Source organism: Pseudalkalibacillus sp. A8, assembly GCF_045920555.1.
Lineage (GTDB): Bacteria > Bacillota > Bacilli > Bacillales > Fictibacillaceae > Pseudalkalibacillus.
The window spans coordinates 4,830,614-4,844,723 of sequence record NZ_CP174509.1; the positions used below are offsets into that span (position 1 = coordinate 4,830,614).

Annotated in this window: 11 protein-coding genes; all 11 read right to left on the bottom strand. The window is 45.2% G+C overall.

What is annotated here, in order from left to right; genetic code table 11:
• Window positions 1-59 precede the first annotated feature (59 nt).
• Window positions 60-1,532, bottom strand: coding sequence for a PTS mannitol transporter subunit IICB (locus tag ACJROX_RS24545; RefSeq protein ID WP_408007837.1), 1,473 nt, complete (start codon window positions 1,530-1,532; stop codon window positions 60-62).
• A 291-nt stretch (window positions 1,533-1,823) separates the two neighbouring features.
• On the bottom strand, window positions 1,824-3,050 hold the full coding sequence (locus ACJROX_RS24550; protein WP_408007838.1) for a murein hydrolase activator EnvC family protein: 1,227 nt from the start codon (window positions 3,048-3,050) through the stop codon (window positions 1,824-1,826).
• 125 nt (window positions 3,051-3,175) lie between these two features.
• Window positions 3,176-4,072 carry a permease-like cell division protein FtsX gene (gene ftsX, locus ACJROX_RS24555; protein ID WP_408007839.1) on the bottom strand — a complete coding sequence of 299 codons (897 nt, stop codon included), beginning with the start codon at window positions 4,070-4,072 and terminating at the stop codon, window positions 3,176-3,178.
• A complete protein-coding gene (gene ftsE, locus ACJROX_RS24560) occupies window positions 4,038-4,748 on the bottom strand; it encodes a cell division ATP-binding protein FtsE (RefSeq protein ID WP_408007840.1) in 711 nt (236 codons plus the stop codon). Before ftsE ends, ftsX begins: the two co-directional genes overlap by 35 nt.
• A gap of 601 nt (window positions 4,749-5,349) precedes the next feature.
• Window positions 5,350-6,066, bottom strand: coding sequence for a lactate utilization protein C (locus ACJROX_RS24565; protein WP_408007841.1), 717 nt, complete (start codon window positions 6,064-6,066; stop codon window positions 5,350-5,352).
• Entirely contained in the window at window positions 6,023-7,492 is a 1,470-nt protein-coding gene (locus ACJROX_RS24570; protein ID WP_408007842.1) for a LutB/LldF family L-lactate oxidation iron-sulfur protein, read from the bottom strand. Before ACJROX_RS24570 ends, ACJROX_RS24565 begins: the two co-directional genes overlap by 44 nt.
• Window positions 7,473-8,225, bottom strand: a complete 753-nt coding sequence (locus tag ACJROX_RS24575) for a (Fe-S)-binding protein (RefSeq protein WP_408007843.1) — start codon at window positions 8,223-8,225, stop codon at window positions 7,473-7,475. Before ACJROX_RS24575 ends, ACJROX_RS24570 begins: the two co-directional genes overlap by 20 nt.
• A gap of 349 nt (window positions 8,226-8,574) precedes the next feature.
• The gene (locus ACJROX_RS24580) at window positions 8,575-10,365 is read right to left on the bottom strand and encodes an L-lactate permease (RefSeq protein WP_408007844.1); all 1,791 of its coding nucleotides are present in this window, start codon (window positions 10,363-10,365) and stop codon (window positions 8,575-8,577) included.
• Between the two features lie 56 nt (window positions 10,366-10,421).
• Window positions 10,422-11,198 (bottom strand): fumarylacetoacetate hydrolase family protein, encoded by a 777-nt coding sequence (locus tag ACJROX_RS24585; RefSeq protein ID WP_408007845.1) that lies wholly within the window; start codon window positions 11,196-11,198, stop codon window positions 10,422-10,424.
• Window positions 11,199-11,257: 59 nt separating this feature from the next.
• Window positions 11,258-12,703 carry an FAD-binding oxidoreductase gene (locus ACJROX_RS24590; RefSeq protein ID WP_408007846.1) on the bottom strand — a complete coding sequence of 482 codons (1,446 nt, stop codon included), beginning with the start codon at window positions 12,701-12,703 and terminating at the stop codon, window positions 11,258-11,260.
• Between the two features lie 5 nt (window positions 12,704-12,708).
• Window positions 12,709-14,109, bottom strand: coding sequence for a (Fe-S)-binding protein (locus ACJROX_RS24595; RefSeq protein WP_408007847.1), 1,401 nt, complete (start codon window positions 14,107-14,109; stop codon window positions 12,709-12,711).
• Between the last annotated feature and the right edge of the window lies 1 nt (window position 14,110).

Genomic DNA, 14,110 nt, shown 5'->3' on the forward strand with positions numbered 1-14,110 from the left:
AATTGTTTGCTTAATAACGAAAAAGAGTCCATTCATACAGACCCTCTCCCGTTTTTCATTCAATCCTTTTTCAACTCCTCGACGAGTTCATCATACTTAGGACTGTTCAGGAAATTATCTACTGAGATATGGTGCGCCCCAGGGACTCTCCGGATCGCCCGTTCAGTCAGATCTTTGTGGGTTATGACAATGTCGACATCTAAAGGCAGATCATTAATCGCCATATTGGTGACATCGATCTCGATCGATGCTTTCTTGAATTTATTCTTCAATAATGAAGCCCCCATCGCACTGGAGCCCATCCCAGCATCACAAGCAAAGATGATTTTATCGATTTTGTCACGCTTGACGCTTGGGACTTCTTCGGTATTTCGATCAACAGATTCTTCTGCAGTCACTTCCTCTTCCTTCTGTGACGATAGTGCATTTGAAACTTGACTGTTCTTGCCTTTCATCGTTTCCATTTTCGCGGTCGCTTCCGTCAAGCCATCTTCCTCCTGCTTACCCATCTTCAAAATGATTGCCGTAACGATGAATGAAACTGCTGTTGCCACAAGAACACCTAAAACGACACCTGCGAAGTTTCCTTTCGGCGTCAAAGCAAGCAGAGCGAAAATACTGCCTGGAGAAGGTGTAGAAGTCAGTCCTGCTCCGAAAGCAGCAAATGTTGCTGTACCACTGACCCCTCCAGCCATGACCGCTAAAATAAGAGCGGGCTTTGATAGAATGTAAGGGAAATAGATTTCATGAATTCCTCCAAGGAAGTGGATGACCGCCGCACCAGGGGCAGTTTGCTTGGAAATTCCTTTACCGAATACCATGAAAGCGATAAGAACCCCTAAGCCTGGTCCTGGATTTGTTTCAAGCAAGAAAAGAATCGATTTTCCGACTTGCTGGGCCTGATCGACCGCAATCGGGCTCAAAATACCGTGGTTGATCGCGTTATTCAAGAACAAAATCTTCGCAGGTTCTATGAATAGATTGACCAAAGGCAATAGCCCGGCATTGATCATCGCCTCGACTCCTACTCCCAGTGCTTTCGTGATCCCACTTACGACTGGGCCGATACCAAGATAGGCAATGATTGTCAAAACGGCACCGGTAATACCTGCGGAGAAATTGTTTACGAGCATTTCAAACCCGGAGCGGATTCGGTTTTCAAACAACTTGTCGACTTGTTTGATCAAATATCCGCCAAGCGGTCCCATGATCATTGCACCCAGGAACATTGTTATGTCAGCACCGACAATGACACCCATCGTCGCGGTTGCCCCGACGACTCCTCCTCTCAGATCATAGATAATCCGTCCTCCACTGAATCCGATCAACAGTGGAAGCAAATAAGTGATCATCGGGCCGACCAGTTCTGCAAGATTTTCATTCGGCAGCCAGCCTGTTTCGATGAATAAAGCCGTTATGATACCCCAGGCGATGAACGCTGCAATATTAGGCATGATCATCCCGCTTAAGAAACTGCCGAAGCGTTGTACCCTAGCTCTTATACCTGATTGTTGATTTTTATTTTCAACCATTGTATATCCTCCTCTTTATCAACACGTTACGATTACTTTCATCATAAAGCGTTTACATGAAGGCTATCAATATAATCTAAATACATCTTTGGCAAAGGGGATGTTGACATTATTAAAGAAGATTATGTGAACATTCTTAACGCAAAAGATAAAGAAAACTTGGTACAGCCAAGCCTTTAGCGCAGGCTGAGCCTTAGTTACCCTTATATTGAAGAAAGTTTTTTATGCTTTCTTTAAATACAAAAAATCACACCCCAGTACCGTTCCTGAGGTGTGATTTAAATTCATATTTTAAAAGAATTGACGCGGATTGATGGCATTCGACTTGCTTTGTGTCCATTGTCCTTTGTGGATTTCAAAGTGCAAGTGCTGACCAGTCGATCTTCCTGTGTTCCCCATAATCCCAATCTGCTGTCCTTTCTTGACAGAAGCTCCATTACCGACGTTACGTGAACGTAAGTGAGCATAAACGCTTGTATAGGTTTGTCCATTGAGATAGTGGGCAACAAAGATTACATTACCATAGCTGCTAGAGTAGTATGATTTGATGACTGTACCAGATGCTGACGCTACGACAGGAACCGTTCCTCCCTGTGCGATATCAATACCAGCATGCATTGACCCCCAACGTTGACCGAACCCGGATGTAAATCTTCCTGCTGCCGGTTTCATGAACATCCCGCTAGTTACAGCTGGTGTGGATGCTGTGCTTCCACTGCTGCTTGATTTCTTAGCTGCTGCACGGGCTGCTTCTTCCTGACGACGCTTTTCAGCTTCAAATGCCGCTTGTTGCTTTCTTAAAAGATCCGCTTCATCTTCCAACTTTCCGACTTCTTCATGCATATGTTCTTCTTCCTTTTTCAGGTCGCTTAACAATGCATTCTTACGTTTCACTTGAGCATTTAAATCAGCTTCAAGACTTTGAAGCTCTTTCATTTGTTTTTCGAGATCAGCAAGCTGTTGTTCAATCTCCACTTTCATTTCCTCAAGAGCTTTTTTGTCTGCTTTATGTTCTTCGAGGATTTGTTTATCTTGCTTTGAAATTTCGTTCAAAGCAAAAACACGATCAAGGAAATCTCCAAAGCTTTGAGATCCGAGCAATACTTCTATGTATTGAACAGAACCACCGTTTTCATACATTGCTGTTACACGATCCTTCAGCATTTCGTCACGCTCAGCAATACGCTTTTTTGTTTCTTCGATCTCAGCTTTCAGTTTTTCAATTTCTTCTTTCGTCTTTGCGATTTCTTTTTCTTTTGTATCAATTTTGTTTTGTGTATCAGCGACTTGTTGGTCGAGCTTTTTGATTTCAGCATCTAAAAGATCTTGGTTATGCTTGATTTTCTCAATCTCTTCATTTGCTTTTTGTTGTTTAGACTTGTTTGCTTCACGCTTTTCTTTTACACTGTCGATCTTATCTTTCAGAGACTCGGCATGGGCCTCATTTCCCCCTACGAAATTGAATCCACCGAACAATAAACTGACCGAGGCTACGACGGCTATGAACTTCCTTTTCAATCTCTTATCCCCCATTCAAGTTTTATGTATGTAAGTAGTTGGAGTCCACCTGAGCGGTGGCTCCAACCTGTTTTTAAACTTTTTAATGTTGATTTCTAGAAATCAACATTACTATTCAACAAAGCTTAGACTTTCAAGAACTTACGGACAGAAGTTAAGCTCCCCCATACGCCTATGAATGCGCCAATCACTACAAGCAATCCAGCAAGCTGGAACATTAAAGGATAGACAGGGAGAAGCTGAATGAACACTGTTTTCAAATCCACGCTCACAGCTTCATATATGAACTGATAGGCTAGGATCAGCAATCCGATCGGAACGAGTGCTCCAAGAACCCCTAATAAGAATCCTTCTACAAAGAACGGCCATCGGATGAATCCATTCGTTGCTCCTACGAGTTTCATGATTTCAATCTCTTTTCCTCGTGAGACAATTGTGATTTTAATCGTATTGGCAATTAAGAACATTGCTGTGAAGAGCAACCCGACAATAAGAACCAAGCCAACGTTACGGGCAGTGTCAGTGACCTTGAAAAGTTTTTCGACTGTACCTTTACCGTATTCAACTTTGTCGACGTTTTCGATGCCCTCAATCTTTTTGGCCACAACAGGTGTATCCTGTGGATTTTCGGTTTTGACAGCAAAAGCATCAGGCAGAGGATTTTCATCTTCAAGAGAGGCGAAAACTTCACCCTCATCTCCTAAACTCTCAATCAATTCTTTCAAGCCTTCATCTTTCGGGACGAATCGTACATCATTGACTCGATCGATTCCCGTTAATTCTTTTTCAATTTGTTGCTGTTTTTTTTCATCTGTCGTTTTATCCAGGTAAACCCTGATTTCGACATCGTCTTCTATTTGAGAAGCAATTGCATTGATGTTAAGTAACAAAATTAGAAATACACCGACAAGCAAAAGGGTTACGGTAACTGCACTGATGGATGCAAATGACATCCAGCCGTTCCGTCCAAGGTTTTTAAACCCTTCTTTAACGTGACGAGACAGGGTCCGGAGTTTCCTCATAACCGTAAACACCCCTTTTCTCATCACGTACGATACGACCGCCGTCGATGGCAATTACCCGTTTTTTGATCGTGTTTACGATCTCTTTATTATGGGTAGCCATAACTACAGTGGTCCCTCTATTTGAAATCTCTTCAAATACGTCCATAATACCCCATGCTGTTTCTGGGTCCAAGTTTCCTGTTGGCTCGTCCGCAATCACAACATGCGGCTTATTGACGATGGATCTTGCAATCGACACACGCTGCTGTTCACCGCCAGAAAGCTCATCAGGCAAAAACCGCGCTTTGTTCTTGAGGCCTACGAGTTCAAGTGTTTCCATCACTTGTTTACGTATGACCTTAGGTGATTCCTCGATGACCTCGAGAGCAAACGCAACATTTTCATATACAGTCAATTTAGACAAGAGCTTGAAATCCTGGAACACGATCCCGATCTGACGTCTTAAGTATGGAATATGGCGCTCTTTTACCTTTGTCAAACTTCTCCCGTTGATTATTATATTGCCTTTGGTCGGTTTCTCCTGCCGGTACATTAATTTAATAAATGTTGACTTTCCGGCACCACTCGGACCAACGACGTAAACAAATTCTCCCTTATCTATATGGACATCTATCCCATTCAGTGCCATGACACCATTAGGGTAGGTTTTCCAAACATCGATCATTTCGATCAAATTACATCACACCCTGTTTTTTCTCTTGTTGTCAATTCTAATCGAATTAAATATCCTGTAGTCTTATATCAAGTATATTAATAGATTTAGTTAATCAGCACAATTTATTATAACATCTCAATTCGCCAAAATAACCCAAAATAGTATTACATTTGTGTTTCAATTCGTTTTAAAATGTGACGAAAACTAGGTATTATGCCACTTTTCGCCTTCGATAAGATTCGACAAGTTTTTACTTTTGCAAGTACCTTTTTACATTAACCTATAAATTCCTGCTAAGAAATAGTCTTTTAGTATAAAAATTCTAGTTTTAGGACCTAATTAGAAATTACTAGTGACTTTTATAGTTGACAAAGAAATCCAGTGAATTCACTTAGCTGAAAACCTCTTCTTTTTACTTATCGGTTGCTGTCTAAGAACATTGAATCGATTAGTAGTAATATACTTCGAACCCGATTTTATTCTGTGTCCTTCGAACGACACGAAAGGGGCTTGGTTTTGGACCAAGCCCCTTTATATGTGGTGTTTTAGAGTAGTTTCGTAGTTGTAGGGATTATTTTTCAATTAGAACAAAACACTCCCTACACTGACGCCTTTTACTTTACCTATCACCAACTACGATATATGTAGCTTTGATCGGACCGTGTACACCGACTACCAGATTCATTTCAATATCGGCACTATTGCTCGGTCCTGAAATAAAATTGATACAAGATGGGAACCTTTCCCCTCTTTCAACTTTCTGATGGATAAGACGTGTTGCCTGTGACATTCGTGGCACGATGGTACTCTTAGGAATGATAGCGATGTAGGCAGAGGGCAGAAGACTCACTGACCTTCCTTTTCCTTCATCACTGAATAACACTACTGTACCAGATTCTGCGAGTGTAACATCGCTGAAAGTAATGCCGACATCTGCTTTTTCAGCCAGCTCAATATTCCTGTGACCCCACTTCGAGTTCCATTCATGAAATTCTAATGGTTGATCTTCCCGTTTCAAGAACTCTTCTAACCCAAATTCCTTGAATCGGGGATCATTCCAGGTAATGACCGATCTACTGGCGTATTGCCGGATCACATCTTCTAACGCTACTGATAGATTCATAACATCTGTATCGACGATATCGGTGTGGATCTTTTCACACTGTATTTTCAAGATCTTTAGGAGTTCATCCTGGTCAAGGTTTTTCATGGCCTTCCACTGAGGTTGGTGCTGCCACTCAGGTTTTCGTACTTTTTCTTTGGTCCTTGTTCTTCCAAGATGTTGTGCAACGTTATTGAGAAAGGTCTCTCGATTTTGGATCGATCCCTTGGTCATGTGGCGCACCACCCTTTCCACGTTTTTTATACCAATCACGGAAACGTTCTTTTTTCAGGGCAGGAAAGTCCCTGCTATCCGTCCACCCTTTGATTGCTCCAGGCCCGGATTTGATTTTGCCATCGTTTACAAATGGTGTCATGATCAACGGCGCTGCTTTCGTCCCGATTTTATAGAGTAGAGATGAAGTCGTCCCTTTTTTGAAGAGTTTCATGGCCGCCCTTTCAGACCACGGAACTTCCGATTCCTCCTCTACGATGATCTGCCGATGCTTATTCAAGAGATCATGGAGAGGTATTTTCACAGGACATGCTTCTGTACAGGCAGCACAAAGGGTCGATGCGTAAGGCAATTCCTTGTGATTGTCATAGCCATCCAAAAGCGGTGTCAGGACAGCCCCGATCGGACCGGGATAGATGGAGCCATAAGAATGCCCGCCGATATGTCGGTAAACTGGACACACATTGATACATGCAGCGCAACGGATACAATGCAAAGCTTCCTGGAATTCAGTGCCCAGGATTTTCGAACGGCCGTTGTCGACGATGACAAGATGGAATTCCTCGGGTCCATCGACTTCATTCTCGCCTCTAACCCCCGTCAAACCGGTAACATAACTGGTCAGCTTCTGGCCAACAGCACTACGGCAAAGCAGACTGACGAGCACATCAAGCTCTTCCCATGTCGGCACGATCCTCTCCATCCCCATGACCGTGATCTGCGTTTTCGGAAGCGCAGAAACTAACCGCGCATTTCCTTCATTGGTCACAAGGCTAACTGATCCTGATTCGGCTACCGCAAAATTGCAGCCTGTAATACCGACATCCGCTGTCAGAAATTCCTTTCTTAATTGCTCACGTGCAAATAAAGCAAGCTCTTCTGGTTTTTCTGTATTCATGTAACCTTTACGATCACGGAACACATCTCGTATCTGTTCTTTGTTTTTATGAAGAGCAGGCGCAACGATATGGGACGGTGGATCCCAGTCATCCACCTGCAGGATATATTCACCGAGGTCCGATTCGACGACTTCACAGCCCACTTCCTCCAACGCCTGGTTCATTCCGATCTCTTCTGTGACCATCGATTTGGATTTGATCGCTTTTTTTGCGTCCTTCTTTTTGATCACTTCTTTTATATATCGATTCGCTTCCTCGGCAGTCTCGGCAAAATAGACATGCCCTCCCTTTTCTGCCACATTATCACTCAGTTGCTCTAAATAATAATCGAGGTTTTCGAGGGTATGTTTCCGGATCTCTTCACCTGAATTCCGCCAATCCTCCCAATCACCGAGCTCTTCCGCGGCGTTCAATCGACCATCACGCAGCCTGCCCTGGGCCGATTGGACTGCTCCCCGCATAAAAGCATTACCGAGACCTGTCTTCACACGTTCCGGAAATTTACTTTCACTTATACGGATACCCATCTGATTCACCCCGATCTACAGATTTGCCATTCAACACTTGTGCGATATGTAAAACTTTTACCGGTTTACCCTCTCTCGTCAGTCTTCCGTTGATATTCATCAAACAGCCGCAATCTGACCCGATCAGAAGGTCCGTTCCGCTTTTCATGATGTTTTGTACCTTGTCATCTACCATTTCTTTTGAGATTTCAGGCATTTTTACTGAAAACGTCCCACCGAATCCACAGCAATCATGGCAGTTCGGCAGAGGTTCCATTTCCAGACCTTCAACCTGGCTTAATAGTTTTCCAGGTGCTTCGGAAACCCCTAGCAATCTCGTCATATGACAAGAACGATGATAGGTTGCCCTGACAGGAAGTTTGACACCAATATCCTGCACATCCAGGACATCAACAAGAAATTGTGTCAGTTCATAGGTTTTATCCGCCAATTTCGAGGCTCTTGACGACCATTCGCCATCATCAAATAAATGAACATACTCTTTGAACATTGTGGCACATGAACCAGAAGGCGTTATAACATAGTTGGCATTTTCAAAAATGGTGATCATGTGCTTCGCAGCTTCTTTCGCTTCTTTATGATAACCGCTGTTGAATGCTGGCTGCCCACAGCATGTCTGCTTGTCCGGAAAATACACTTCACATCCGAACTTTTCCAGCAACTCGACGGTGTCCATGCCGACTTCCGGATAAAATAAATCTGCTAGACAGGTGATGAATAAGGAAACTTTCATTTGTGGCTCCCCTCCTCTATGACTCTATTGAATGAGAAAATAAAAGGACAAAAGCTAAGCCTTTAGCATAGGCTGCGGCTTAGTTGTCCTGATATTGACGAAAGTATTTTATACCTTTCTTTTAATGGAACAGAATATCAAATGACTTGGTTGTATTATAGTTGAAGCGCACTCCGACAACAAGCTTATCATTTGAATTTTCTGAAATATCGTTGTTGTACTGAAAAGGAGCTGCCCCAAAAGAAAGCCTCATACACCTCCGACACGACATTTAGTATAAACCGCGATTTTCCCTAAATATTGATAGAAACGGAGAGACTCAGACACTTACGGGACAGCCCCAATATATTTACTTCACAGACTTGATTGGTTTCTGTTTGTTGACCTGGACCAGGTCCATCTTACTCTTATTGGTTGTAATCGTATAGATGGCCAGGGCTGCAATGACGGTGATGATGACAGTACCAAGGTTCACAATCCCTTTTTCAGCCGTCCAGACGATTGAATACCCGAGTGCTCCTGCAGCAGTCGCATAATAGAAGAACGGGATGAGTGTTTTCCGGATGACGTCCCCTTCTTTACCAACCAATCCGACGACAGCGGAAGCCGCAACGACATTATGCACACAGATCATATTCCCGGCAGCCCCTCCGACCGCTTGCAAGGCCACGATCCAGGAAGCATCGACACCGATCTGGGACCCGACATCATACTGGAACAAGGAAAACATCATATTACTGACCGTATTGCTCCCTGCAATGAACGCACCGAGTCCGCCGATGAACGGCGAAAACATCGGCCAGATATCTCCGGTGAGTGAAGCTACACCATCGGCCAGTACAATCGGCATCCGCTCATAACCAGCAGCACCACCGCCGGAATTGAGGAAAACCTGAACCATCGGCACGGTAAAAACGAGTGCGGTCGAGGCTGCGATCATCGTCTTGCCCGAATGGGCCCATGCTCTGCGATAAGCACCAAAGTCCATCTGATGAAGGAAATAGGTGATCAGCGAAACGACCACAAAAATCGTACCCGGCAGATAGAGAGGCTGGAAGCTAGCTGTGATTTCGGTCCCGAACATATTCTCGAACGTAACCGTCCATGCCTGGAGCCACTCTAAAAATGGCAGCGCTTTCAATCTGGTCAATACGAGGAATACACCGATGAGTATGTACGGCATCCATGCACGGACCATCGACATTCTTCCGTTCCGGTGCTCGATGTCTCCTATTTCGATTTTACCGGTCCAGGAAGGATCCCACTTCGACTTTTCTTCAAAATCCCAGTGTTCTTCCTTCGGAGGCATGAGGAAACCTTTTTTAGCTGCAAAAACGACAATCGCAAGGCCGACAAGACCACCGATCAGGGATGGGAATTCAGGACCGAGCACATTGGCGACGATCACATAAGGGACAGTCATCGCAAAAGCGGCGAACAACGCAAATTTCCAAACCTTGATCCCCTCTCTGAACGATTTGTTTTTCCCGAAGAAGCGTGTCATAAGCGCGACGACGAATAATGGTACAAGTGTTCCGACAATCGCATGGACGATCGCCACCTTCCCACCGATCATCGTCACGAGGGCGAGGAAGTTATTCGTGATACTCGCATCTGCGACCAAACCTGATTGCACCCCGACAAGAATTGGAGTTCCCACTGCACCGAAAGAAACAGGGGTACTCTGGATGACCATCCCCGCAACGACCGCAGCCATGGCCGGAAACCCGAGTCCTACGAGGAGTGGAACAGCTACTGCAGCCGGAGTACCGAAACCAGCGGATCCTTCAATGAACGAACCGAAAAGCCAGGCGACGATGATGACCTGGATCCTCCTGTCCGGGGATATATCGATGAAACCTTCGCGGATGGTTTTGATCCCACCGCTTTCCTGTAATGTGTTCAATAATAGAATGGCTCCGAAAATAATGTAAAGTAGTGTGGCAGCAACGACTAATCCGTTGACAGAGGCAGCAGCGACTGTTGCACCGGGAATCTTCCATACGAATAAAGCCAAAACCACCGCCACTATGTAAGAAATGGGCATGGCTTTACTTGCCGGCCATCTGAGCCCTACGAGGAAGATACCAACAGCGGCAATCGGTAATAACGACAATAATGCCAAAGTACCAGTACTCATAATTACCTCCTATAACCCTATTATTTTGCAATCCTCTCCCTGTTCAACGGTCGCAATCAGGAATTGATCGGAACAGGGGCTTTCACGAACGTGTTCTTCAGTGATCCGATTTCATCAATTATACATTCGACGACATCACCATCCTTTACAAAATGGGCGCCTAATGGACTGCCTGTCAAAATGACATCACCCGGTTGGAGTGTCATGACCTTGGACAGATAGGCAATCATTTCTTTTAACGGCACAATCATAAGATTAGTCGGGCTGTTTTGTTTCCCCTCTCCATTCACCTCCGCTTTTACATAGACTTTATTTGGGTCAAGCTCCGTTTCAATGACTGGACCGATCGGCGTAAAGGTATCAAAGGCTTTCCCTAACGTCCAATGGCCGTTTTCATGGAAAAATTGGGGAGCCGTCACATCGTTTCCGATCGTATATCCGAAAATGTAGTCTAGGACCTCTTCTTTCGACACATTTTTCGTTTCTCTTCCGATTACAACCGCCAATTCCGACTCGAATTTGATTTCATCAAGAGTTTCAGGAACGATCACCTCAGTATCAGGACCTGTAACGGATGAATCCGGTTTGAAAAAGAAGACCGGCATTTCCGGCAGCGAGGATGGTAGCTCTTCCTTCTTACCAACAAAATTCGCCCCTATCCCGATGATTTTTTTCGGGACGATCGGTGCAAGGAGGTCAACCTCTCCCCTTGCCACTGTTTCTCCGGTATATTCCCAGCTTCCAAAAAGATCTCCCTCAATCAACTTGATTCTGTCCTCGATTACGACCCCAAAATATTCTTTATCGTTATAAATGAATCTAGCAAACTTCATTTTCTTCACTCCTATGATGTTTATTTTTTTATGGTCACAACTTCAATATAGATGCAGTCCTACATCACCTTTTTGACATCCATACATCGGCTTGGTGTCGGGAACAGCTTGCCTTTGTTCAACAAGCCATCCGGATTGAAGACGTCACGGACATTGGTCTGCGCCTCCAATTCTTCATCGGTGAAAATGAAACGCATCTCCTCGATCTTTTCGATTCCTACACCATGTTCGCCGGTAATGGAGCCCCCTGCATCAGCACATGCTTTCAAACAGTCGGATCCGGCTTTCAACGCTGTTTCCGTCTCTCCAGGTATTCTAGAATCGAATAGGATCAATGGATGGAGATTTCCATCGCCCGCATGGAAGATGTTAGCGATCCTCAGTCCTGATTCCTTGCTGATTTTCGTAATATTTCTTAGGACTTCCGGAAGCTTACTGCGCGGGATCACCCCATCCTGAACAAGATAATCAGGTGAGATCGCACCCATCGCTCCGAAACCTGTCTTCCGATTCGCCCACCATCTTCCTCTTTCCTCTTCACTTTCAGCGACCTTCACTTCTCGCACATTCCATCTCCTGCATACATTCATGATTTCTTCAATCTGTTCAGCGATTCCTGCGATGATGCCATCCACTTCGATAAGCAGCAACGCTTCAATATCATCCGGGTGACCAACTGGATAAGTCCCAGCCTCGACCCCTTCGATTGCAGTCTTATCCATCATTTCAAGTGCTGCCGGCACGATCCCCGCTGAGATGATATCGGACACAGCCTGACTGCCATCCTCGACATCATCAAAGTAAGCAAGTACCGTCTGCTTCCCTTCTGGATTCTTCAATATCCTGACGGTGATCTTAGTGACGATTCCAAGCGTGCCTTCAGAACCGGTAAGAAGCCCGAGCAAGTCGTACCCTGGCACATCCGGCAGGCCGTTTTCACTGATTTTGATTATTTCCCCATCAGGCAGGACCACTTCAAGGCCTAAGATGTGGTTCGTGGTCACACCATATTTCAAACAGTGTGCGCCACCTGCGTTTTCCGCAACATTTCCTCCGATCGTGCAAACATATTGGCTCGATGGATCAGGGGCATAGTAATACCCTTTATCCGCAATCGAATTCGTCAGTTTCAAATTGACGAAACCAGGCTGGACGACCGCTTGCCTGTTTTCAAAGTCGACACTTAACAGATTCTTCATTTTTACTAGACTGATGATGACTTCTCCGTTGAGTGGAATCGATCCCCCGCTTAAGCCAGTCCCTGCTCCCCGTGCGAGGAATGGCAGTTTATTAGCAGAGCAATATTTCACGACGGCAGCAACCTCGGCCGTATCCTTCGGGAACACGACCGCTTTCGGCATAGCCTTATGAATCGTAAATCCATCACAGTCATAGGATAGGAGGTCTTCTTTTTTATAGAGGATGGACTTCTCTCCGACAATGCCTGCGAGATTTTCAATGGCTGGATCTCTTGGTGTTTTCTTTTTCTTTTTAGCAAATAACATATCGATCACCCCTCCCTCGCAGCCACAGGTTGTTTACCATCCGATTGACCGATGCCATTCCTCTGGTCCTGTTGATAAGCCCAGTCGAGCAATTGGACGGTGTGGACGATTTCCGCCCTTCTGCCATATTTTTGTACACCAATCGCCATTTGCAGCATGCAGCCAGGGTTCCCCATTGAAATCATTTCGACATCCCGTGGAACATTCTCCATCTTCCGCTCCAGCACAGCACCAGCCATTTCCGGATTCGTGATGTTATAAATTCCGGCACTGCCACAGCAAGTATCAGCATTCGGCTGTTCGACATATTCTACGCCGTTGATATCATTAAGAAGCTGGCGGGGTTCATACCGGATCCCCTGACCATGAGCGAGATGACAGGCATCGTGATAAGTGATCCGCTTGTTCAATTCACTGTACGGTTTTTCATAGCCGGTATCATACAGATATTTTGAAATGTCCTCGACTTTATCAGCGAATTCTTCTGCCTTCTCTATCCATTCCGGGTCGTTCCGCAACAGCTCTGGGTATTCTTTTAAAGCACAACCGCACCCAGCGGCATTGACAATGACCTTTTCTGCATCCTCGAACGCCTCGATATTCTGCTTGGCGAGTTTCTTTCCGGTCTCGCGGTCCCCTGCATGGACATGAAGCGCTCCACAGCATGTCTGGTTTTTCGGTAAAACCACTTCATTGCCGTTATAGGTCAACACATTGATCGTCGACTGATTGATATCAGCGAACATGACATCCATGATGCACCCGGTTAACATTGCGACCGTTGCTTTCGGTTGACCGTTCGCAGGAATCACATCAACATCCTTGTATTTCTTTTGTACCGATTGTTGGATTGGTGGCATGATCGATTCCATCTCGACAAGATGCTTCGGCATGACCTTCAAGGCTCCTGATTTCCGTACGACCTGCTGAAGGCCGCTCTTTTGATAAAACTTCAATAGACCCCCGACGGCGTTCAAGCGATTTTTATATGGGAAAAGATCCTTTAGAAACAGGTGGCTGACCGCTCCTTTCCAACCTTTCAGCGGCATCGCCTGACGGACTTGCCCCCTCGCTTCTTCAATCAATCCACCGACATCGACATCTGCTGGACAAGCCGTCGTGCATGCACGGCAATCAAGGCACTGGAAAACCGGATCCATGAATTGTTCATTCACTTCAAGTTTTCCTTCAGCAACCGATTTGATCAGATGGACACGCCCGCGAGGAGAATGCTGTTCTTGCCCGGTTTCGAGGTAGGTCGGACAAGATTCGAGGCACATTCCGCAGTGGACACAATCCGCCCACTTCTCTTCATCCGGATGGTCTTCCCATAGGTAATTACTCAAACTATTAGTGCTGCAAGGCGGTTCCACTTTCGTGTTATGCTCCTTCACTTCTACAGCCATT

Coding starts and splice junctions, on each gene's coding strand:
- ACJROX_RS24590 (WP_408007846.1), bottom strand. CDS start 12,703: ATGTTATTTGCTAAAAAGAAAAAGAAAACACCAAGAGATCCAGCCATT.
- ACJROX_RS24580 (WP_408007844.1), bottom strand. CDS start 10,365: ATGAGTACTGGTACTTTGGCATTATTGTCGTTATTACCGATTGCCGCT.
- ACJROX_RS24565 (WP_408007841.1), bottom strand. CDS start 6,066: ATGACCAAGGGATCGATCCAAAATCGAGAGACCTTTCTCAATAACGTT.
- ACJROX_RS24570 (WP_408007842.1), bottom strand. CDS start 7,492: ATGGGTATCCGTATAAGTGAAAGTAAATTTCCGGAACGTGTGAAGACA.
- ACJROX_RS24585 (WP_408007845.1), bottom strand. CDS start 11,198: ATGAAGTTTGCTAGATTCATTTATAACGATAAAGAATATTTTGGGGTC.
- ftsX (WP_408007839.1), bottom strand. CDS start 4,072: ATGAGGAAACTCCGGACCCTGTCTCGTCACGTTAAAGAAGGGTTTAAA.
- ACJROX_RS24575 (WP_408007843.1), bottom strand. CDS start 8,225: ATGAAAGTTTCCTTATTCATCACCTGTCTAGCAGATTTATTTTATCCG.
- ACJROX_RS24595 (WP_408007847.1), bottom strand. CDS start 14,109: ATGGCTGTAGAAGTGAAGGAGCATAACACGAAAGTGGAACCGCCTTGC.
- ACJROX_RS24545 (WP_408007837.1), bottom strand. CDS start 1,532: ATGGTTGAAAATAAAAATCAACAATCAGGTATAAGAGCTAGGGTACAA.